Raw genomic sequence first — 22,695 nt, forward strand, 5'->3', positions numbered from 1 at the left:
GTGGCAACCGATGCTCCGCCGGATTCCCTCGCCGGCGCTCCTTACTATCTGCTGAACTTCGAGCGTGCGCTTGCATGGCTCGCGCAACGTTACGACGATCTGCTCGATGCAGGCGAGCGCGCTTTTCTCGGCGCGTTTGCGTCATTGCCGCAAGCGTCGCGCGCATTGCTGGTCCGCATGCTGATGCGCAAGGGCACGCTGTTTCGTGCGAGCCGCCTGGCTTACGACGAAATCGGCTGCCCGTTACGCGCCGCCGCGCCTGTTACTGCGCTCGGCTGGCTGGACGCGGCGCCGCATCTAACGCTCGACGATCTCTTTGCACTCACCACGCGCGCCGAATTGCTGAATATTTTCGCGGACGCGCTTGCCATGATTCCCGGCGCGCGCAGCCTGCGCAAGCCCGAGTTGCTGGATGCATTGCGTCCGTTTTATGCGGAAGGAGACGAGGGCGAGAACGGCGGTGCCGCCGCGCGTCCGTTGTCCGCATGGCATGCGCATTCGAGCGATCGCGTGTTTCGTGTCGACATTGCGCCGCTCTGCGAGCGTTTTCGGCTGATGTTCTTCGGCAATCTGCAGCAGGACTGGTCCGAGTTCGTGCTCGCCGATCTTGGCGTGCTCCAGTACGAGAAAGTCGCGTTCGGGCCGGCGTCGCGTGCATTTCAGCAGCGCGCGGACGTCGAGGTGTATCTCGCGTTGCAGGCATGTCGCGATCAGCTTGAATCGATAGAATCGTTCGCATCGCTGATTAATTACGAAGTGCACAGCGATGCGATCGACGCCCTTGTCGCGCGCGTTCGTGCAGTCGAAACGTCTAACTCGTGGCTCGAAACGCGCCGCGCGAAGCTGCTGTTTCGCATCGGCCAGTATTGCGAACGGCGGCAGATGTGGCCATCGGCGCTCGCCGTGTACGAGAGTTGCGCGTGGCCTGGCGCGCGTCATCGGCGCATGCGTGTGCTCGAGCGCGGCGAACGTTTCGATGCGGCGCTCGCGCTCGCGTCGCAGGCCGCGGCATCGCCGGAAAGCGAGGAAGAGGCGCAACGTATCGCACGCATGTTGCCGCGTTTGCAGCGCAAGCTCGGTGAGCCGGCGGTTCGCGTGCAGGCGGCGCGCGCGGCCGAGCGCAGCACGTTGACGTTGCCGAGGCCGCAAGCGCCGCAGGCCGTCGAATTCGTCGTGCGCGATCATCTGGCTTGCGACGCCGCGCCGGTGCATTACGTCGAGAATGCGCTGATCAATTCGCTATTCGGCCTGCTCTGCTGGGAGCCAGTATTCGCCGCGTTGCCCGGTGCGTTTTTCCATCCGTTTCAACGCGGTCCCGCCGATCTTCACGCGCCGGATTTTCATGCGCGCCGTGCCGTGCAGTTCGCCACGTGCCTGGCTCAACTCGATAACGGCGCGTATCGCGAGACGATTCTGCGGCATCTGCATGAGAAGGACGGCGTGCAATCGCCGTTCGTGTTCTGGGGATTGCTCACGCCCGAACTCGTGACAACGGCGCTCGACTGTCTGCCCGCCGCGCATCTGAGGTCGTGGTTCGAACGTCTGTTGCGCGATGTGCGCGGCAATCGCTCGGGGTTGCCCGACCTGATCCGCTTCTGGCCCGCCGAGCGCCGTTATGAGTTGATCGAAGTGAAGGGACCCGGCGACCGCTTGCAGGACAACCAGATCCGCTGGCTCGCTTACTGTGTGCAGCATGGCATGCCGGTGCGCGTGGTCGTCGTGCGTTGGGCCGACGAAGCCGAGTGCAATGCCACGCCCGCCACATTCACAGCGGAGCCCACGGCATGAGCTACATCGTCGCCGTGCGAGCGATGTGCGAGTTCACCGCAAGACGCGGCGACCTCGATCTGCGGTTCACGCCCGCGCCGACTTCGCTCGAAGGCATGGCGGGGCACGTGACCGTCGCGGGGCGTCGCGCGAGCGGCTACGAAAGCGAAATGACGCTGACTGCCACGCATCGCAATCTGACCGTGCGAGGCCGCGCCGACGGCTACGACCCGGCGGCCAATCGTCTCGAAGAGATCAAGACGCATCGCGGCGATCTCGAACGCATGCCCGCGAATCACCGCACGCTGCATTGGGCGCAGGCGCTGGTGTACGGACATATGCTGTGCCGCGCGCGCGGACTTGGCCAATTGACCGTCGCGCTGGTTTATTTCGACGTCGGCAGTCAGAAGGAAACGTTGCTGACGCAAACGCATACGGCGCGCGAGCTCGAGGTTTTTTTCGTCGAACAATGCGAGCGCTTTCTCGACTGGGCCGTGCAGGAGGAAGCGCATCGTGCGGCACGCAATGCCGCGCTCGGCGCATTGCAGTTTCCGCACGCGCAGTTTCGCAGCGGCCAGCGCGAACTGGCGGTGTCCGTCTATCGTGCGGCGCGCGACGGCAAGCCGCTGATGGCGCAGGCGCCGACGGGCATCGGCAAGACGCTCGCTACGATCTTTCCGTTGCTGAAGGCCTGCGCGGCGGAGCAGATCGATCGCGTGTTCTTTCTGACCGCGAAGACGCCAGGCCGCGCGCTCGCACTCGATGCAATCGAAACGCTGCGCCGGAGCGCTGCGCCGTTGCCGCTGCGAACGCTTGAACTCGTCGCGCGCGACAAGGCCTGCGAGCATCCGGACAAGGCGTGCAACGGCGAGTCGTGTCCGCTCGCGCGCGGCTTTTATGACCGGCTCGACGCGGCACGGAGCGCGGCGCTTGCCGGGCCGCGTCTCGATCGCGCCGCGGTGCGCGCAGCGGCGCTCGCGCATGACGTCTGCCCGTACTACCTCGCGCAGGAACTCGCGCGCTGGGCCGACGTCGTAGTCGGCGACTACAACTATTACTACGACAGCAGCGCGATGCTTTACGCGCTCACGCAGATCAACCAGTGGCGCGTCGGCGTGCTCGTCGACGAGGCGCACAATCTGCTCGATCGCGCGCGCCGCATGTACACGGCGTCGCTGGATCAGGCGGCGTTGCGGCTTGCGCGCAACACGGCGCCGCCCACGTTGCGCAAGCCGCTCGAACGCTTGCAACGCGAATGGAATGCGCTCAAGCGCGCGCAGACCGCTTCATACGAGGTCTACGCCGACGTACCGGGCAAGCTGTTATCGGCCGCGCAGAATCTGATCGGCGCGGTGACGGATCAGCTTGCCGAAGCACCGCTTTCCATCGATCAAACGTCGCTGCGTTTCTTCTTCGACGCGATGCATTTCGTCGCGCTCGCCGAACAGTTCGGCGAGCATTCGATTTTCGACATCATGCTGACGACAGACCGCCACGCACCGCGCGATAAAACCAGTTGCGTGCTGTGCGTGCGCAATGTGATTCCCGCGCCGTTTCTCGCGCCGCGCTACGCCGCCGCGCGCACCACGGTCATGTTCTCCGGCACGCTGAGCCCGCATCATTTTTACCGCGATACGTTGGGGCTTGCCGAGGACACGTCATGGCTCGACGTCGAAGGGCCGTTTCGCGCGGAGCAATTGCAAGTGCGGGTTGCGGGCAACGTGTCGACGCGTTGGCGCGATCGCGACCGTTCGCTGGAACCTATCGTCGAGTTGATTGCGAGGCAGTACACGGCGCAGCCCGGCAATTACCTGGGGTTCCTGAGTAGTTTCGAGTATTTGCAACGCGTCGTCGCGCTGATGCGCGAACGCAATCCTGACGTGCCTGTCTGGGCGCAGGAGCCGGGCATGGACGAAGCCGCCCGCGACGCATTTCTCGCGCGCTTTCGCGGCACCGACCAGGGCGTCGGCTTCGCGGTGCTGGGCGGTGCGTTTTCCGAGGGCGTCGATCTGGTCGGTCAGCAGTTGATCGGCGCATTCATCGCGACGCTCGGCTTGCCGCAAATGAACGAAGTGAACGAACAGATGCGCCGCACGATGGAGGCGCGCTTCGGCAGCGGCTACGAATACATGTACCTGTACCCCGGTTTGCAGAAGGTGGTGCAGGCGGCGGGGCGCGTGATTCGCACGGAGCACGACGAGGGCGTCGTGCATCTGATCGACGACCGGTACAGGCGGCCCGAGGTGCGCCGCCTGTTGCCTCGCTGGTGGCAGGTTCAATAGATAGCGCGCGCCCGGCGCCCTGTCAGTCAGTACGTCACTCGTGCGGCGAGGTCGGTCCCGGATTCGCGGGCGTGCCTGGCCCGCCCGCGGGCTTCGAGTCGACGGGGATCTGGTCTTCCACCGGCGCGTCGCCCTTTGATGCGCCATCGGACGAAGCACCGTCGCCGGAAGCATGCGTCGAAGGTTCCTGCTGCGGTTCCTGCTTCGGCGGCTCGCCCGCTTCGACGCGCGGCGCGACGCTCTCCGGGTCCCACGTCAGCAGGTTGCGCTGCGGATTGGCGATTTCGATGCCGCGTTCGCGGAAGCGGTCGAGAATGCGCCGGTTGAATTCGCGCTGCACGCCCCAGCGAGCCGAGTCGCGGCATTGCATCTGGCCGGCCAGTGTGACGGCCGAGCCGTCCACCGCGTCGACGCCCCAGAAGCTGAAGTCGGACAGAATGCCGTCCTTGAACTTCTCCTCCTCGCGCAGGCCGGCGCCGATTTCCTTGAGCGTGTCGATCGCGAGATCCACGTCCTGGCCGAATACGATGTTGACGCGGACAGCCGCATTGCCGATGCCGCGATTGGTGTTGTTGACCGTCGATACCGAACTGAACGGCACGGTATACAGCGAGCCGTCGCTGCCGCGCAGACGCACCGTGCGGATCGACAGATATTCGACGGTGCCGGACACGCCCGCGAGCGTGACCCAGTCGCCGACCTGCATCGCGTTTTCCATCAACAGAAAAATGCCTGTGATGAAGTCCTGCACGAGTTTTTGCGAGCCGAAGCCGAGCGCCACGCCGAAGATGCTCGCGCCCGCAAGAAGCGGCCCGATGTTCACGCCGAGCTGGCTCAGCCCGGTCAGCACGACGACGAGAGCGATCACGCAGAAGAGGCCGGTGCGCAGCATCGGCAGCAGCGTGCGCAGGCGCGCGGCGCGCACGAGGTCGCCGGTCGTGGTCCAGCGATCGAGCCGCCGTTCGACCGATACGTTCACGCTTTCCCACACGAGCAGCGCGATCACGGCCGCCACGCCGATCGTGACGATGGCCGACGCGAGCCGGTGGCCGACGCTGCCGTCGCGGAACAGTTCGCCGACATCGACGCCCCATACCGCGAGCAACGCAAGCGCGGTCACGATGCCGATGATCCACGCCACCACGCGTCGGGCGAGCGGATAGTAGCGGTACGCATGCCGGTTCACGAGCGAGCGGTCGGCGTCTTCGCGTCCGTTGAAGAGCCGCGCCAGTGCACCGAAGATCACGATGGCGAGCACGCGCGCACCCACCAGCACCGCGAGCGACGCGCCGCCCAGATGCAGCAGCGCGTGATAGCCGTTGCGCACGTCGAGCGCCCAGACGAACCACAGCGCCATCACGACGAACACCGAGAGCCACGCCCATGCATCGGCGAGCGCATTGCCGAACATTTCGAGCGATGGCCGCGTAGCGGCGCGCTGCCGGATCAGTTCGCCGACCGGCTTCGCGCATTGCAGGATCAGGATCGAGAGCATCACGTGGCCGGCGAGCGCGACGACCTTCATCAACGCGAGATGCGCGGCTTCGTTCAGGCCGAGCGATTGCCCGATTTCCGCAATCGCCGAGCCGACGCCGACCACGCTGACAATGCGGATCACCCAGCGATGCACGAACACGGCCCACGCATCGCTCATGCGCAACAGGCGCAGACGCGGCGCGGCCGGCTGCAGGAAGAAGCCGCTCACGATCACGATCAGGCGGCACAGCACATAAATGTCGACGAGCGAATCGAGCGCGCGGTCTGGCGGCGTGCCGTCGTCGGTGAAGATCGACATGAGGGCGCTCGCCGCGCCCACGAACACCGCTAGCGGCAGCAGGCGCAGCACTGTGATCAGCAGCGCGCGGGGCAGGCGTTGCAGGAGCGTCCAGTGATGCGTGGCGTTTTGCTTGCCTTTGGCTTCGGCCGCTTTGCCGCTGGCGGTGGACGGCGTGGGCGTTGGTGTGAGTGTTGGCGTCGCGGAAGGTTGGCCCGTTGCGGGCGTCGTTGCAGCACTGGCCGCTGCGGCGGCTTGTGCGCGGGCTGTTGTTGTGGATTCGGCTTTCGATTCCGCTTGGGCCCGTGCTTCGGCCTGCGCCTCGGCGACCGGCGGTGCGGGCAAGGGCGGTGCGGCATGCGCGGCGTCGGCAGGCTGCGGTTCGACGTCGACGGGCAAGTCGGTGCGCGGCGCGTCGGCGGGATCGCCATGCTCGCGGCGCGCGGCCAGCGTGCGATACGCGCGGCGCAGCACACGCCGCGCGAGCCATTCGAGCACCAGCGCCGGCAACAACGCGGCCAGCAGCGACCAGGCGACGTGCGCGAGGATCGAGCGCGCTTGCGGACTGGTCGATTGCCAGTTCCACCACGCGCGCACCGAGGCGACGTCGAGCAGCGCCGTCACCGAGTTGCGCAGCGATCCGCCGAGATGGACCGCCCAATGCGCGCCCTGACGGGCGAGCTGCGAGGCCAGTCCGTTCGATTTGAACGCGGCGGGCACGAGCGACGCTGCGCCGCTCGCCGCAGCGGGCGCGGAGGCGGCCGTCGGTGCCGATGCCGGCGCACTCAGCGCGCCGGCCGCGGCGATGGCCTGCAAGGTATCGGCGACCTGCGCGCGGCGCCTGGGGTCGTTGAGAACCGAGAGCGCCTGGCGCGCCTGGTCGGGCGTCAGCGTGACGGCGGTGCCGGAAGCCTCCGCGGCGGGAGTGGCCGGCGTCACCGCGGCGAAAGCGGGCGGGGCGCCGAGAATGAGCAGAACGACGAAGCAGGCGTGTAGAAATTTGCGCATAAGGTATGGGACGGGCTGCGGAATGCGGACGGCGGCAGGACGCATCGGCCGGTCTGGCTGTTTTGGGCCTGGGCCCCGGTCTTGACCGACACGAGTTTCGCCGTGCAAGTTCCTGAGGCGGCGGCCGCTGCGTCGTTATGGAATGCGACGCGGCGTCCGGGCTCGCGAAGACGCGTGGCGTCGCCGACGCGTCGGCAACATGCGGTAGCAAGTTGCTTGCCCGTGGGTTTTGGAGGGACGCGCAAGGAGAGGGAAGGACTCCGTTGCGTGTGGCTCAGCGGCCAACGGGGCGAGATGCCGTGAACGGATATTAGGCGATATAACGCCAAGGACAACGCTAAGACAGCAACGCGAGGCAGCAACGCCAAGAACAACGCCGAGGCAGCAACGCGAGGCAACAACGCGAGGCAACAACGGCTGGCACAACGGCACGCAACAACGGCAGGCACAACGCCAAGAACAACGCCAAGAACAACGCCAAGAACAACGCCAAGAACAACGCTAGGCACAACCAGGCTCGACACCCGAAGCCTTACACCCAGCGCCGCAACCGCAAAACAACCCGCGCCAAGGGCGGACCACCAACCCTAAACTGCCCGCCCGCCGTCTACACCGACAACCACCTAAACCTAAACCGAAGCCGCCGACACCAATCCATGCCCGCGCCGCTCAGCCTCGCTGTCCCCATCCGCATCCGCGCCGCCGTTCGATCCGTTGCCGCCCGAAGGCTCCGGATGCAGCCGGTCCGCGTGCATCAGCCGGTACAGCGTGGCGCGCGAGATGCCCAGTTCGACCGCCGCCTCCGACAACTTATAGCCATGCCGCTGCAACGCATGTTCGATCGCGTCTTTCTCGGCCTTGCTGCGAATTTCCGCGAGCGTGACAGCGGGCCCGTTGTCCGTGGCCGGCAAGCCGAGGTCGTTCGCGGTGATGAAACGGCCCTCGCTCATCACGACGGCGCGCCGCACGCAGTTGATCAGCTCGCGCACGTTGCCCGGCCACGCATAGTTCGACATCGCGACGATCGCGTCGCTCGACAGCCCGCGCAGTTTGCGCGCGCCGTCCTGCTTGTACATGCTGAGCGCATAGTTCGCGAGCAGCTTGATGTCGCCGCCGCGTTCGCGCAACGGCGGCTCGACGAGGCGCAGCACGCATAGCCGGTGATACAGGTCGGCGCGGAAGCGGCCGTCTTCGACTGCCTTGTCGAGATCGACGTGCGTCGCCGAAATAACGCGGACGTCGACGTGAATCGGGCCGTTGCCGCCGAGCCGCTCGATCGTGCCTTCCTGCAGAAAGCGCAGCAGCACCGCCTGGCATTCGTGCGGCATGTCGCCGATTTCATCCAGAAAGAGCGTGCCTTCGTGCGCGCTCTCGATCCGCCCGATCTTGCGCTGAAGCGCGCCGGTGAACGCGCCGCGTTCGTGACCGAACAGTTCCGCCTGCAACAGGCTCGGCGGAATCGCCGCGCAATTGATCGCGACGAACTGCCGGCCGGTGCGCGGCGAGCGCTCGTGAATTGCGAGCGCGGTCAGCTCCTTGCCCGTGCCCGATTCGCCGGCGATGAACACCGGCGCCTCGGTCGCGCCGCATTTGTCGATGCGCCGGTACAACTGCTGCATCGCCTCGCATTGACCGACCATGCCATGCCGCCCGAGCGACGGTTCCGGCGCTACATGTCCATGCCTCAGCGACGACAGCCCATGCGCGTGGCCGAGCGCGAACACGAGACGCTCGTTGAGCCACGGCCGCGTAACGAAGTCGAAGCAGTAATCGAGGATAAAGCGGCTGACCAGTTCGTTATCCGCCTGGCCCGGCGCGATCTGCGCGACCCAGTTGGTTTCCGGGCGACGCATGCACGCAGCGAGCGCGGACAACTGCTGTGTCGTGCAGTCTTCCGGCAGTTCGACCAGACCGACCTTGACGTTGTCGCGCTCGATCATGCGTTCCGCGCCCGCCGCGTTTTTCGCGTGCACGGCATGCCAGCCCGATGCGGCGAGGAAGTCGGCGAGTTTCTGATCGGGCGAGCTCGACACATAAAGAACGGTGCGTCCGGTGTCCGCAGATGCGAAAGTCATTTCCATTACCCCCGATTCCTACTGCTCGAAAGACTGCTGTGCGAGATATTGAAGACCGGTGTGGCGGCCTACAGTCGACGTTTGCGGCGGAGCGAGCAGGGCGCGGCGCAAGCCGCGAGGCGCCGCATTATCGCGGCAGGCGACGGAAGGTGCCTCGTGGCAACCGCCGGAGTAGTTCATCCCCGAATCACTTATACCGTTTCTTAACTCGTTCGTTTTTTTTATGGCGCTCTGACTGGCGCATGACTCAAACATAAGCGAAAGCGCTTTGGAATGCTATACAAACAAATCAGTATCGAGAAAGTTTCCCGATTTGACGTGCGCTTATTCGGCAGTCGCCTGATTTTGCAAGGCGCCGCGCGGCTAATCCGATACTGTTCGGACGGCGATACGTCAAGCCGTGTTATGCGCGCTGGAGTACACAGCGCGTGAACGAATGCGCTTTACGCATCGGCATACATCCATTTGCGATGTTTCATGCATGCAACAAAAATCGCATAAGCCTTTTCGGCCATTTTCGTGTCGCTTTTATGTGTTTCGGCGTCGGCATTAATGACCGGGCTCGCACACAAACCGCGAAGCCGCGCGGGCGTGGCAGCGAATGGCGCTTATCGGAAGCGTGTATTCGATGCGTTAGATGCGCATCTTGCAGACCGCGTGAGCGCCCAGACGCGTCTCGAATACGAATCACCGGCGGTTTTTCAGTCGGGCGATCGGGCGGACGGTAGCGTTGCATCGTCGGCGACGCTCCGCGCGACGGCACCTGGGCGCACATGGCATAGCCATTGCATTAAGGGAGTCGCAGCGAATCTGTTGTGCCGGTCAGTAGAGGTAACGACCGGCGCAATAAACGACTTCGTGGACGTGGCCGGGGAATGCCATTGCGTCTACGAGGCTGCGGCGGGGCCACTGACAGACGGACGTCAAACAACACGGGGCGAACGACCGATGCGAAGCGGTCGTTCGTCACCCGACGACGCAACGCTCTGACCTCGCCGGTTTTTTTCGTCTGTGAAGGTGCAAGTGTTGGGCCTATAACGACAGGTCGTCGCGCGGCAACGTTTGCGCGACCGACGTGCATAACAGGGAAGGGGCAGCGTACGGTCTGGACCAACCGGCGCGACGAAACGGGGAGAAGGCCACAGCTCCATAAGAGAGGCACATAGCGAGGTGGACCGGGCGCCGTGTTCGCGCTTTCGCGTGGGCACGGCGGACCTGGAAGGCTGCAACGCGGCCGTCAGCGCATTTCAATGTGTCATTCTCACGGGGGATGTCATGAAAGCACCTGTTTCCGGGCCGGCCCGCGCGCCGCGCCACGATCAGCCGGCCACGCCGGGTACTTGCTCTGTTACTCCTTCAGTTGCTCAATTTGCGGGCAGCGTTGTCCGTCTTCGTTACCGGGCATGCGCCGGCATGCAGCGCGCGTTGTTCGCCGCGCCGCCGGTCGATCTGCTGACGCTCGTGATCGCCGACGCAATCAAGCGCCGCGAGCAGGCCGAGATTCAACGCCCCGCACTGCGCGATGCCTATGAATTGCCCGTTTCGCAGGAGCGCAACGCAGACCGCGATGCGGACATCCGCCGGCGCGAATACGACGATCTGGACTGAACACCGTTGCGCAACAGCGGGCGGCACGGGCAAGTTGCATGAGCGCGGAAGCTGAAGCCGAAGCCCGCGCCCGCATCGTGCCCGTGGCATCATGTAAAGCCAGCTACCGTCAGCGAGCCGAATGCGGCGTCATCCACGATGAACGAATTCAGCGGTCCGAGCGGCGCTTCCGCGATCTTCTCGAATCCGATCCTCAACACGGATTCATACAAGGCGTCGCACTATCTCCAGTACCCGCCGGAAGCGTCGGCGATGTTTTCATACATCGAATCGCGCGGCGGGCGCTACGACCGCACGCTCTTCTTTGGCTTGCAGATGCTCATCAAGCAGTATCTGTGCAGTCCCATTACCGCACCCATGATCGACGAGGCCAAGGCGTTTTTCAGCGCGCACGGCGAGCCGTTCAACGAAGCGGGCTGGCGTCATATCGTCGAACGTCATCGCGGTTATCTGCCGGTGCGCATTCGCGCAGTGCCTGAAGGGTCGGTGGTGCCCACACATAACGTGCTCGTCACCGTCGAATGCGACGACCCCGAGGTGTTCTGGCTCGCGTCGTATCTGGAAACCATGTTGTTGCGCGTGTGGTATCCGGTCACGGTCGCGACGCAAAGCTGGCATCTGCGCAAGACGATTCGCGAGTATCTGCTGAAGACCAGCGACGATGTCACGCAACTGCCGTTCAAGCTGCATGACTTCGGCGCACGTGGCGTGTCGAGCGCGGAATCGGCGGCGATCGGCGGCGCGGCGCATCTGGTCAGCTTCATGGGTTCGGATACCGTGCTCGGCGTGGTGGCCGCCAATCATTACTACAACGAGAGCATGGCCGCGTTTTCGGTGCCGGCCGCCGAGCACAGCACAATCACGGCGTGGGGCCGCGAGCGCGAGACCGACGCGTATCGGAACATGATCGCGAAGTTCGCGAGGCCGGGCGCAATCGTTTCCGTGGTGTCGGACTCTTACGATCTGTTCGCTGCGCTGAAGGTGTGGGGCACGGAGCTCAAGCAAGCGGTGCTCGACTCAGGCGCCACGCTCGTGATCCGCCCCGATTCCGGCGATCCGCGCAGCATCGTGTTGCAAACGCTGCGCGCGCTCGACGGGTCGTTTGGATCGGTGCTGAACAGCAAAGGCCGGCGCGTGCTCAACAACGTGCGCGTGATTCAGGGCGACGGCGTGAATCCCGACTCGCTCGAGGCCATACTCGCGGCGATGGACCGCGCGGGTTTTGCAGCGGACAACATCGTGTTCGGCATGGGCGGCGCGCTGTTGCAGCAGATCAACCGCGACACGCAGCGCTTCGCGATGAAATGCTCGGCGATCCGCCTCGGCGATACATGGCATGACGTATCGAAAGACCCCGTGACGGACAGCACCAAACGCTCGATGAAAGGACGGCTCACGCTGCTCATCAATCGTCGAACGGGCGAGTACCGCACGGCGACGCTGCCGCTCGCGCCGGATCGGGACGCGCGCGCCGATGGCTCCGATTGGGACGATGCGATGGAAACGGTGTTCGATTCGGGCAAGCTGCTCGTCGATGTATCGTTGTCGGAAATCCGGGCTCGCGCTCACGCGCACGAGGGCTAGCGCATCGCGGATGCAAGCGCGGGCGCGATCATTCGATACAATCCCGCGAAACTCGGCTGATCGTGGGCGGCGCGTGCGGTTCGGCAGCCGTTTGGCATCGCGCACAATCAAACCGGCTTCCATATCGGCTTCAATACGGGCTTTTATACCGGCAACTCAAGTACACAACAAATGAGCCATCCCAACACCGAACTGATCGAGCGCTTCTACACGGCGTTCCAGCGGCGCGACGCCGCGACCATGATTGCCTGCTATGCCGATGACGTCGTCTTCAGCGACCCGGCGTTCGGCGAATTGCGCGGCGACGAAGTACGCGACATGTGGCGCATGCTCGTCACGCGCGCGCAGGATTTTTCGCTGACGTTCGATAGCATCGAAGCCGATGAACATAGCGGCCGCGCGCATTGGACCGCGGGCTATGTATTCAGTCAGACGGGGCGTCCGGTGGTGAATCATGTCGAAGCGCGCTTTGCGTTTCGCGATGGACTCATCGTCGAGCATCGCGACAGTTTCGACTTGTGGGCGTGGATGCGCCAGGCGCTGGGCGCACGCGGCGCGCTGCTCGGATGGTCGCCGCTCGTGCATCGCTCGATCCGCGCGCGAGCGAGAAAAGGGCTCGCGATTTACCGGCGCCAGGATCATGGCGCCTGACCGCCGGCTTCCGCCGATGCATTATTCTCGTTCTATCCAACAGCGGAGGCGCGTATGCCGGTAGTGGATGCCGCGTGGCAGGAATGGCTGCGCACGAATGCAGCGCGCGGCTGCACGATGGATTCGATGATCGGCGCGATGGTCCAGACGGGTTTTGCCGCCGACGCAGCCGCAAAAGCCGTGCATGGCGCGTTTGGCGCGTTCGGCGTGGTCGCGTCGGGTGCAGCGGCGTCGCCGGTAGCGGCGGGCGGGATTGAAGCCGCGCTGCGGCAAACGGCGCCGAGTGCGCCTGGTGCGCCAGGCGTGCAGCGTACGCCGTATGCGTACGACCACGGGCCTGTCGCGCGCGGCAACACAATCCGCGCGTTCGACCGCGATGTCCAGGTGTTGATGCGCTGCGAGCGTCCGCAGGTGATCGTGTTCGCGAACGTGCTGTCGCCGGAGGAATGCGATGAAGTGATCGAGCGTTCGCGGCATCGGCTGAAACGCTCGACCATCGTCGATCCGGCGACCGGCCAGGAAGACGTGATCCGCAACCGCACCAGCGAGGGCATCTGGTATCAGCGCGGGGAAGACGCGTTCATCGAGCGGCTCGATCAGCGCATCGCGAGCCTGATGAACTGGCCGGTCGAAAACGGCGAGGGCTTGCAGATTCTCCACTACGGCCCAACCGGCGAATACCGGCCGCATTTCGACTATTTTCCGCCCGACCAGCCTGGCAGCATGGTGCATACGGCACGCGGCGGGCAACGCGTGGCCACGCTCGTCATCTATCTGAACGATGTGCCGGACGGCGGCGAAACGATCTTTCCGGAAGCGGGTTTGTCGGTGGCCGCGAAGCAGGGCGGTGCAGTGTATTTCCGTTATATGAACGGCCAACGTCAACTCGATCCGCTGACCTTGCACGGCGGCGCGCCGGTGCGTGCCGGCGACAAGTGGATCATGACGAAGTGGATGCGCGAACGGGCGTATGTGTGATTGGTGCGAGGGTTGCGGAGGCACGTCGCCTCCGCTTCATCAGGCGCTGCGGTAAACGTCCGCGTTATGCACTTCCATGAAAAGCTCGGGGTTCGACAAAGCGCTGAACCCATGCGGCCGATACACGTGATGCGCGTCCGTCGTCGCGAGCATGATTCTTCGCAGTCCCTGCAACGACTCGCTCGCGAATAGTTGCGTGAGCAACGCGTGCGCATAACCTTTGCCGCGATACTCCGGCAGCACAAAAACGTCGCACAGGTACGCAAAAGTCGCGTGATCCGTGACGACGCGCGCGAACGCCACCTGTTTACTGCTCCGAGAGTCGCCGGAATCGTCGCCGAGATAGCCGCCGAAACATAGCGACCCTGCAATCGCGCGTTCGAGCGTTTCGCGCGGCATGCCCTTCGCCCACGGCGTTTCCTGCGACAGGAACGCGTAGATCATCTCGACGTCGAGTTCGTTCTTGTCGCTTGAAATTCGCAGATCGGTGACGGTGCTCATGTAGTCTCCTGAACGCTCCAGAAATTTATCAGCCCTTCGCGGGATCTTCCGTTCCACGCGAACCGCCGCCGATGCTCTGGCCCGCATCGCGCGCAAGACCCATGTAGCCGATCACGGACAGCAGCGTCAACACGCCCGCGAGCAGAAACGCGAGGCGGAAATCGTCGAGCGTGAAGACGAGGCCTGCGGTCTCGTGGCCTGTGGTCTCGCCGTTGAAGAATGCGGCTGCGCGCAGCGACACCGCGCCGAATGCGATGCCGAGCCCGATCGTCATTTGCGCCGCCGCGCTCCACAGCGTGCTGGCCGCGCTCATTTGCGGCTGCGCGACGTCGGCGTAGGCGAGCGTTGCGAGCGTCGAAAACTGCATCGAGCGCGCGACGCCATACACAAACACCACGATCAGCACGAGCGCGAGCGGCACCTCGGGTGTCAGCAATCCGCACGCGATGATGAAGATGCCGGCCACGGTTACGTCGACGATCGACACCATGCGAAAGCCGAAGCGCTGCAGGATGCGCGTGGTCAACGCCTTCATGCCGAGATTGCCGAGCGCGCTCGCGAGCAGCAGCAGGCCCGACTTGAACGCGGACAAGCCGAAGCCGACCTGGAACAGCAGCGGCATCAGATAAGGCACGGCGCCAATGCCGATGCGCGTGAACGAGCCCGTCACGACGGTCACGGAAAAGGTCGGGATCTTCAGCGTGGACACGTCGATCAGCGGATGCGGATGTCGCTTCGCATGCTGGAACGCGACGACACCGACCAGCAAACCGGCGATGATGATCGCCCCGGCAATCCACGGGTTCTCGGCAGGCTGGCTCGCCAGTTCCGCGCCGTACAGGATTGCCGTGAGCGCGGTGCCGCTCAGCAGCAGGCCGACCAGGTCGAGTGGTTTGCGTTCGCTGCCGCGCAGGTTCGGCACCATCGCGAGCGCGACGGCCATCGCCGCGAGACCGAACGGTACGTTGAGCAGGAAAATCCAGCGCCACGACGCGTAGGTCGTGATGAAACCGCCTATCGGCGGACCGACGACCGGCGCGGCGATAGCGGGCCAGGTGATCGTCGAAATGGCCTGCATCATGCGGCTTTTTTCGGTGCTGCGAACCACGATGAGCCGGCCGACTGGCACCATCATCGCGCCGCCGATGCCTTGCAGCAGACGCGCGGCGGTGAATTCGGCGACGTTCTGCGACAGTCCGCACAGCACCGACGCCACGGTGAACACGCCGATCGCGCTGAAGAACACGGTGCGCGAGCCGCAGCGGTCGGCGATCCAGCCGCTCGCCGGAATGAAGATGGCGAGCGCCAGCATGTAGGCCGTCATGCCGAGGCTGACGCTGTTAGGGCCGACGCCGAACGAGTGCGCCATCTGCGGCAACGCGGTCGCGATGACCGTGGTGTCGAGGTACTCCATGAAAAACGTGGCGGCGACGATGTACGGCAGCCAGCCGACGTGCTTGTGCGGCGCGCTCGCTGCGCTCATTGGAAGGCTCCGGGCAGCGTGGGCATGGATGCATCGTCAGGCGTGCGGCGAATGCGCGGGCGAATGCGGGGCGCCGGGGACGCTATGCGCGTTATGCACGCTATGCGCGATGTGATGGGCTTCATTTTTCTGACTACCTTTCGCTGGCGAATACGTGTTTTGCGGGCGTTTGCGCGCGTTGGCTCCGTCCGGTGCGAGGCGGACTCGCGGCGGCCGCCTCGGGTTGCTCGGCTGGCGGTTGTGCAGCAAGGCGGGCGCGATTTCTGCGGTCCCGCTGACGTCGCTTCGCGCGGCTTTGCACGCCGGCCCTGAATCGTAGCGCAATCGAGCCTGGCGCATCAGCACGATGCGCATGCTTGCGGCGATGGCGCGCGAGGGGAGCGCCGAACGCCGAGCATGCGAGCACCCAGCACCCCGCGTGCCGCCCTCCACGCTACGTGAACACGTTTCGACGCGCTCCGCTCAATCCTTCGCGGCATACTCCCGATCCAGCCGGTCATACAACGGCTTGTTCACGAGACGCTGGCGCTCGCTGAACGGCGCGACCAGCGTCGCGTCCTCGTCGAGGCGGCCATTCGTTTGCAGGCTGCCGAGCGCGCGCTGCATGCCGAGCACCGCGCCTTGCAGCGCCGCGTTCGCGTACAGCACGATCCCGTAGCCGAGCTTGCCGAGCGCCTCGCGCGACTGCACCGGCGTCTTGCCGCCGATCACGATGTTGATCAACTGCGGCGCGTCGAACAGCGACGGCAGCCGCTCGATGTCCGCGAGCGATTCGGTCGCCTCGATGAAGAGAATGTCCGCGCCCGCCTCGATGAAGCGATGACCGCGCTCGATCGCATCCTCGATACCGTGGACGGCCGCCGCGTCGGTGCGCGCCATGATCTGCAGATTGCCGTCCTCGCGGGCATCGACGGCCGCGCGGATCTTGCCCGCCATTTCGCTCGCGCTGATCACTTCCTTGCCGGAAAAGTGCCCGCATTTCTTCGGCATGATCTGGTCTTCGAACTGGATCACGTCGGCGCCGCTGCGCTCCAGCACGCGCACCGTCTGGCGCACGTTCAGCGCGTTGCCGAAGCCGGTGTCCGCGTCGACGATCAGCGGCAGCGCGACCGCGTCGCGGATCCGCGCCGTGTGCTCGGCGACTTCGGCGAGTCCGATAAAGCCGAGATCGGGGAGGCCGAGCGACATGTTGGTGACGCCCGCGCCCGTGATGTAGATGGCCTCGAAGCCGGCGTCCTCGATCACGCGGGCGCTCATCGCATTGAAGGCGCCGGGCACGAGCAGGCCCCGGCGTTGGTTGACCTTGGCGCGGAAGGCGGCGCGGCGTGTGGCGGAAGTGGTCATGAGAGGTGTCTCCGGAAAGGTTTGATGTGTTGAGGTGATTCGGGAAGTGCAGGATGCATGCCATTGACGGCGGGCCACAGGTTTTCCATGCAGAATCAAACGTTTGCACGCGACTCTGGGCCGCGCAGCGTTTCATGGCAAAATGGCTGGGCGTTTCATGAAACGTTTCGCGGAACGCTCATAATCCCGCCTTTTTGGCCGCAGCAATCGGAGCATCCCGTTGTCCACGTTCACGCCGACTTTCGTCAACGCCGACCCCGGCCGGCCCGGCATCGCCCTCGTCAGTATTAGCCGCCTGCAGTCGCTTTGCGAGACTATCGCGCCGCGCTACGCCGGCCGCGCCCGATTTTTCTCCGTCCGCGAAGGCTATGGCGCGGCGGTCACAGCGCTCCAGGCGCACGTCGATGCCGGTTCCGTCGATGTCGTGCTCGCCGCCGGCTCGAACGGCGCGTATCTGCGCGAGCACCTCAGCGTGCCGGTGGTCATGGTCAAGGTCAACGGCTTCGACGTGCTGAGCGCGATCACCCGCGCCACCGCCGCGCGGCCGGGCGCGCCGATCGGCCTTGTGCTGCACGAAACCATCTCGCACGAACTCGCCGATCTCGGCGGCTGGCTGAACGTTCGTCTGACGCAGCGCGCCTACCGTTCGGTCGATGAGGTTCGGACCGCCGTCAACGATCTGGCCGCCGAGGGCTGCCGCGTCATCATCGGTCCCGGCATGGCTTGCGATCTGGCGCAGCAGGCGGGTCTGGACAGCGTGTTCCTGTACTCGCTCGGCGCGGTCGAGGAAGCCTTCGAGCGTTCGGTCGAACTCGCGCGCGTGAGCCGGCAGAAGGAATCGAAACGCGTGCGCCTGAACACGATCGTCGCGCATCTGCGCGACGGCGTGGCCGCTTTCGACGACGCCGGCCAGCTTGAGGCCGTCAATCCCGCGATGCTCGATCTGCTCGGCCTGACCGGCGACCGCCACCGCGATAACAACCGCGACCGCGATGTGCCCGCCGAACTGGCCCGCACGCTCGGCCCCTGGCTGCGCGAAGCAGCGGAACGCGGCGGCGCTGCGGAGGAACGCATCGAACAGATCGGCGAACGTTCGTTGATCGTCAATTGTGTCCCGATCCTCGAGCAGGGCGCGCGTTCCGGCTCCGTGGTCACGGTGCAGGACGCGCTCGTCGCGCAGCGGATCGACCGGTCGCTGCGCACGAGCCAGCGGCCGAAGCATCTGGTCGCGCGGCATCGGCTGGACGATCTGGTCGGCGAATCCGCGGCGCTCGAACGCGTGCGGCGGCTCGCGCGCGCAGGCGCGGCGCACGACGCGACCGTCCTGCTGACCGGCGAGAGCGGCACCGGCAAGGAACTGGTCGCGCAGGGCATCCACAACGCGAGCCGGCGGCGCGGCAATCCGTTCGTCGCGTTCAATTGCGCGGCGCTGCCGGAAGGCTTGATCGAAAGCGAGCTGTTCGGCCACGAGGAGGGCGCGTTCACCGGCGCGCGGCGCGGCGGCAAGCCGGGGCTGTTCGAGATCGCCCACACGGGGACCATTTTCCTCGACGAAATCGGCGAGATGCCGGCCGCGCTGCAAAGCCGGCTGCTGCGCGTGCTGCAGGAACGCGAGGTGATGAAGCTCGGCTCGGGCCGCGCGACGCCCATCGACGTGCGGGTGATCGCCGCCACGCATCGCGATCTGCATGCGCTCGTCGAGCGGGGCGCGTTTCGCGCGGACCTGTATTTTCGTCTGAATCTGCTTCAGATAGAATTGCCGCCGCTGCGCGAGCGGCGCGCCGATGTCGTCCCGCTCGCCCGGCACTTGTTAAGCCGCGGGTCGCGCCAATATGGGTTGTCGGAGGCGTCGATCGGGCGGGTGCTGCAGTTTCTGGCGCCGCTGTTCGAGCGCTACGCGTGGCCGGGCAATGTGCGCGAACTGGAAAATCTGTTGACGCGCGCGGCCATTTATCTCGGGGACGCGGCAGGCGATCTCGACCGTGACATCGGGCCCGATCTGCTGGCGCTTTTCCCGGAATTCGACCGGATGCAGCGCGAAGGCGGCAAAGATCCGCTTCGTATTGCTCCCAACGCGCACGCCGCCGACGCCGCCAGCGCTCCAGCGGCGCCCCGGATCACCCCGACCCGCGACGACGTCGCGAAGGCGCTCGAGCAGTGCGGCGGCAATCGCGCGGCGGCAAGCCGGGCCTTGGGCATAGGCCGAACCACACTGTGGCGGCTGCTCAAAGCCGACGACGCATGATAGCCCGAAGCCCCGGAGTAGATAGAATCAATCTATCGAAAGAATTAAAACAATCCACTTTACCTATTAAGCGCGGTCTGACATACTGACTCCACTTTCCAACCACTCAGAAAGAGGACTCAGCAAATGCCGATCATCAATAGTCAAGTCAAACCGTTCAAGGCACAGGCTTATCACAACGGCGAATTCGTGACCGTCACTGAAGAAAGCCTGAAGGGCAAGTGGTCGGTTTTCGTTTTCTATCCGGCCGACTTCACGTTTGTTTGCCCGACCGAACTGGGTGACCTGGCCGATCGCTACGCCGATTTCCAGAAGCTCGGCGTTGAAATCTACAGCGTGTCGACCGATACGCACTTCACGCACAAGGCCTGGCACGACACGTCGGACACGATCCAGAAGATCAAGTACCCGATGATCGCCGACCCGACCCTGGCAATTTCGCGCAACTTCGACGTGCTGATCGAAGAAGAAGGTCTGGCTCTGCGCGGCACCTTCGTGATCAACCCGGAAGGCGAGATCAAGCTGTGCGAAGTGCACGACAACGGCATCGGCCGTGACGCAGGCGAACTGCTGCGCAAGGTGCAGGCTGCGCAATACATCGCGGCGCATCCGGGTGAAGTCTGCCCCGCCAAGTGGACGCCGGGCGCAGAAACGCTCACGCCGTCGCTCGACCTGATCGGCAAGATCTAAGGTCTCGCAGCTTCCAAAGCTGCGCATAGCCTCAAAGCTTCAGGCAGTCGCGCCCACGCGGCGCATCACCGTGCGAACCGCTTCATGCAGCAGTTCGCGCGTCCCCGGGCCGCACGCGTTTTACATGAATGCGTGCGGCGCCGGGAATCCAACACCCATCGTCACGGAATCGAATAGCCATGCTTGATGCCAATCTCAAGACTCAGTTGAAAACGTACCTCGAAAAGGTTAGTAACCCTATCGAGATCGTCGCGTCGCTCGACGACAGCGCGAAATCGCAAGAGCTGCTGGCATTGCTGAACGATATCGCGACGTTGTCGGAACGCGTTACCGTCATCGAACGCCGCGGCGACAGCGAACGCAAGCCGTCGTTCTCGATCGGCGAGCCGGGCAAGGACATCGGCATCCGTTTCGCGGGCATTCCGATGGGGCATGAATTCACGTCGCTCGTGCTTGCGTTGCTGCAAGTGGGCGGCCATCCGGTCAAACTCGACGACGCGGTGATCGAACAGATCCGCAGTCTCGACGGCGACTATCAATTCGAAACGTATTTCTCGCTGTCATGCCAGAACTGCCCGGAAGTCGTGCAGGCGCTGAACGTGATGGCGTTGATCAACCCGCGCATTCGCCACGTGGCGATCGACGGCGCGCTGTTCCAGAACGAAGTCGAAGCACGCCAGATCATGGCTGTGCCGACCATGTTCCTGAACGGCGAAGTGTTCGGCCAGGGCCGCAGCGGCGTGAAGGAAATCCTCGCGAAGCTCGACACGAATGCCGGCGCGCGTGCCGCGAAGGAACTGGAAAACAAGCCGGTGTTCGACACGCTGATCGTCGGCGGCGGGCCGGCTGGCGCGGCTGCGGCGATCTATTCGGCGCGCAAGGGCATCGCGACGGGCGTCGTCGCGGAACGCTTCGGCGGCCAGGTGCTCGATACGCTCGCGATTGAAAACTTCGTGTCCGTCACCGAGACCGAAGGACCGAAGTTCGCCACCGCGCTCGAGCAGCACGTCAAGACGTATGAAGTCGACATCATGGACGTGCAGCGCGCCGACGCGCTGATTCCCGGCCGCATCAGCGAAGTGCGTCTCGCGAATGGCGCGGTGCTGAAGGCCAGAACGATCATTCTCGCGACGGGCGCGCGCTGGCGCGAAATCAACGTGCCGGGCGAGCGCGAGTACCGCAATCACGGCGTCGCGTACTGCCCGCACTGCGATGGCCCGCTCTTCAAGGGCAAGCGTGTCGCGGTGATCGGCGGCGGCAACTCGGGCGTGGAAGCGGCCATCGACCTCGCGGGCATCGTGCGCGAAGTGACGCTGTTCGAATTCGGCGCTACGTTGCGTGCCGACGAAGTGCTGCAACGCAAGCTGCGCAGCCTCGCCAACGTGACGATCGTCACCCAGGCGCAGACTACCGAAATCACCGGCGACGGCAAGAAGGTCAACGGTCTCGTCTACAAGGATCTGCGTTCGGGCGAAGTGAAGAAGGTCGAGCTGGAAGGCGTGTTCGTGCAGATCGGTCTCGTGCCGAACACCGAATGGCTGAAGGGCACAGTCGAGTTGTCGAAGCACGGCGAGATCGTCGTCGATGCACGCGGCGCGACGTCGGTGCCGGGCGTGTTCGCAGCCGGCGACGTGACCACGGTGCCGTTCAAGCAGATCGTGATTGCGGTCGGCGAGGGCGCGAAGGCATCGCTCAGCGCGTTCGATCATCTGATCCGCAACAGCGAGGAAACGGAAGCGGTTAGCGAGGTGGAAGCCGAAGCGACGGTTTGATAATCGCGCCTGGCAAGTAAGTAGCGAATGACGGCGGCCCGCGGGCCGCCGTTTTTATTGCATCTGCGCTGAACATGTAAAAACACGCGGAAAAACAGGCGCAAAAAAGCCGCCCGGCGCAAACCGGGCGGCTCTCAGCGACGCAAGCGAGTGTCGCGCGTCAGACCGCTTAGGCCCACAACGCCGAGGTCTCGATGTCGCGCAGATCGAACACCAGCACTTCGGCGTCGCGGCCTTGCGTGAAGCTCAACGCTTCCTCGCCGCGCACGCGCACGCCGTCGCCTTCGCCGAGTTCCACGCCGTTCACCGTCACGCTGCCGCGCGCGACGTGCACATAAGCGTAGCGGTTATTCGCGAGTTCGAGCCGCGCCGTTTCGTCGCCGTTGAACAGGCCGGCATACACGCGAGCGTCCTGTTGCAACACCAGCGAACCGTCCGCACCATCCGGCGACATAACGAGGCGCAGCACGCCGCGCTTGTCGTCCTCGCTGAAATGCTGTTGCTGATAGCGCGGCGCGGTGCCCTTTTGCGCCGGTGCGATCCAGATTTGCAGGAAGTGGACCGGGTCCGTCTTCGAATGGTTGTATTCGCTGTGCGCCACGCCGGTTCCCGCGCTCATCAACTGGATGTCGCCGGGCACGATCACCGAACCGGTGCCCATCGTGTCCTTATGTTCGAGCGCGCCTTCGAGCACGTACGAGAAAATCTCCATATCGCGATGCGGGTGCTTGCCGAAGCCCTGGGCCGGCGCGACGCGGTCGTCGTTGATCACGAGCAGGTCGGAGAAGCCGTTTTGCTTCGGATCGTGATAGTGCGCGAACGAAAAGGTGTGACGCGAACTGAGCCAGCCGTGCTCCGCGCGGCCGCGTTGATTGGCGTGTCTGATTTCAAGCATCTCTTTCTCCTGTGAGCCGACGCTTTGGCGTCGTGATC

General features: G+C 64.6%; 15 protein-coding genes. 9 read left to right on the forward strand and 6 right to left on the reverse strand.

Features of this window, described 5'->3' with window-relative positions; all coding sequences use genetic code 11:
* The gene (locus BGRAMDRAFT_RS02015; protein ID WP_006046972.1) at positions 1-1,788 is read left to right on the forward strand and encodes a VRR-NUC domain-containing protein; all 1,788 of its coding nucleotides are present in this window, start codon (positions 1-3) and stop codon (positions 1,786-1,788) included.
* Entirely contained in the window at positions 1,785-4,049 is a 2,265-nt protein-coding gene (locus BGRAMDRAFT_RS02020) for an ATP-dependent DNA helicase (RefSeq protein WP_006046973.1), read from the forward strand. Before BGRAMDRAFT_RS02015 ends, BGRAMDRAFT_RS02020 begins: the two co-directional genes overlap by 4 nt.
* 34 nt (positions 4,050-4,083) lie before the next feature.
* Here BGRAMDRAFT_RS02020 and BGRAMDRAFT_RS02025 read toward each other — a convergent pair whose 3' ends face one another.
* Positions 4,084-6,831, reverse strand: a complete 2,748-nt coding sequence (locus BGRAMDRAFT_RS02025; RefSeq protein ID WP_006046974.1) for a mechanosensitive ion channel family protein — start codon at positions 6,829-6,831, stop codon at positions 4,084-4,086.
* 629 nt (positions 6,832-7,460) lie between these two features.
* Complete coding sequence (locus BGRAMDRAFT_RS02030; protein WP_006046975.1) at positions 7,461-8,912, reverse strand: sigma-54-dependent transcriptional regulator; 1,452 nt, start codon at positions 8,910-8,912, stop codon at positions 7,461-7,463.
* 1,194 nt (positions 8,913-10,106) lie between these two features.
* Here BGRAMDRAFT_RS02030 and BGRAMDRAFT_RS02035 point away from each other — a divergent pair.
* The 4 genes from BGRAMDRAFT_RS02035 (at position 10,107) to BGRAMDRAFT_RS02050 (ending at position 13,727) form a co-directional block, all read left to right on the forward strand.
* Positions 10,107-10,514 (forward strand): hypothetical protein, encoded by a 408-nt coding sequence (locus tag BGRAMDRAFT_RS02035; protein ID WP_310033772.1) that lies wholly within the window; start codon positions 10,107-10,109, stop codon positions 10,512-10,514.
* A 138-nt stretch (positions 10,515-10,652) separates the two neighbouring features.
* Positions 10,653-12,098 (forward strand): nicotinate phosphoribosyltransferase, encoded by a 1,446-nt coding sequence (locus tag BGRAMDRAFT_RS02040; protein ID WP_006046977.1) that lies wholly within the window; start codon positions 10,653-10,655, stop codon positions 12,096-12,098.
* Positions 12,099-12,269: 171 nt separating this feature from the next.
* The gene (locus tag BGRAMDRAFT_RS02045) at positions 12,270-12,749 is read left to right on the forward strand and encodes a nuclear transport factor 2 family protein (protein ID WP_006046978.1); all 480 of its coding nucleotides are present in this window, start codon (positions 12,270-12,272) and stop codon (positions 12,747-12,749) included.
* A gap of 54 nt (positions 12,750-12,803) precedes the next feature.
* Positions 12,804-13,727: a 2OG-Fe(II) oxygenase gene (locus BGRAMDRAFT_RS02050; protein ID WP_006046979.1), complete on the forward strand. Its 924-nt coding sequence runs from the start codon at positions 12,804-12,806 to the stop codon at positions 13,725-13,727.
* 39 nt (positions 13,728-13,766) lie between these two features.
* Here BGRAMDRAFT_RS02050 and BGRAMDRAFT_RS02055 read toward each other — a convergent pair whose 3' ends face one another.
* The 3 genes from BGRAMDRAFT_RS02055 to BGRAMDRAFT_RS02070 all read right to left on the reverse strand — a co-directional run bounded on the left by BGRAMDRAFT_RS02055 (position 13,767) and on the right by BGRAMDRAFT_RS02070 (position 17,055).
* Positions 13,767-14,228: a GNAT family N-acetyltransferase gene (locus BGRAMDRAFT_RS02055; RefSeq protein WP_006046980.1), complete on the reverse strand. Its 462-nt coding sequence runs from the start codon at positions 14,226-14,228 to the stop codon at positions 13,767-13,769.
* A gap of 28 nt (positions 14,229-14,256) precedes the next feature.
* Positions 14,257-15,711 (reverse strand): MFS transporter, encoded by a 1,455-nt coding sequence (locus BGRAMDRAFT_RS02060; RefSeq protein WP_006046981.1) that lies wholly within the window; start codon positions 15,709-15,711, stop codon positions 14,257-14,259.
* Positions 15,712-16,173: 462 nt separating this feature from the next.
* The gene (locus BGRAMDRAFT_RS02070) at positions 16,174-17,055 is read right to left on the reverse strand and encodes an isocitrate lyase/PEP mutase family protein (RefSeq protein WP_006046982.1); all 882 of its coding nucleotides are present in this window, start codon (positions 17,053-17,055) and stop codon (positions 16,174-16,176) included.
* Positions 17,056-17,275: 220 nt separating this feature from the next.
* Between BGRAMDRAFT_RS02070 and prpR the strand changes: the two genes are divergently transcribed.
* The 3 genes from prpR (at position 17,276) to ahpF (ending at position 21,762) form a co-directional block, all read left to right on the forward strand.
* Positions 17,276-19,300 carry a propionate catabolism operon regulatory protein PrpR gene (gene prpR, locus BGRAMDRAFT_RS02075; protein ID WP_006046983.1) on the forward strand — a complete coding sequence of 675 codons (2,025 nt, stop codon included), beginning with the start codon at positions 17,276-17,278 and terminating at the stop codon, positions 19,298-19,300.
* A gap of 126 nt (positions 19,301-19,426) precedes the next feature.
* Complete coding sequence (gene ahpC / locus BGRAMDRAFT_RS02080) at positions 19,427-19,990, forward strand: alkyl hydroperoxide reductase subunit C (protein WP_006046984.1); 564 nt, start codon at positions 19,427-19,429, stop codon at positions 19,988-19,990.
* A 179-nt stretch (positions 19,991-20,169) separates the two neighbouring features.
* Positions 20,170-21,762 carry an alkyl hydroperoxide reductase subunit F gene (gene ahpF / locus BGRAMDRAFT_RS02085; RefSeq protein ID WP_006046985.1) on the forward strand — a complete coding sequence of 531 codons (1,593 nt, stop codon included), beginning with the start codon at positions 20,170-20,172 and terminating at the stop codon, positions 21,760-21,762.
* Between the two features lie 169 nt (positions 21,763-21,931).
* On the opposite strand, the gene BGRAMDRAFT_RS02090 is transcribed toward ahpF, so the two are convergent.
* Positions 21,932-22,657: a pirin family protein gene (locus BGRAMDRAFT_RS02090; RefSeq protein ID WP_006046986.1), complete on the reverse strand. Its 726-nt coding sequence runs from the start codon at positions 22,655-22,657 to the stop codon at positions 21,932-21,934.
* Between the last annotated feature and the right edge of the window lie 38 nt (positions 22,658-22,695).

It is taken from the genome of Paraburkholderia graminis C4D1M (assembly GCF_000172415.1).
GTDB classification, from domain to species: Bacteria; Pseudomonadota; Gammaproteobacteria; order Burkholderiales; family Burkholderiaceae; genus Paraburkholderia; species Paraburkholderia graminis.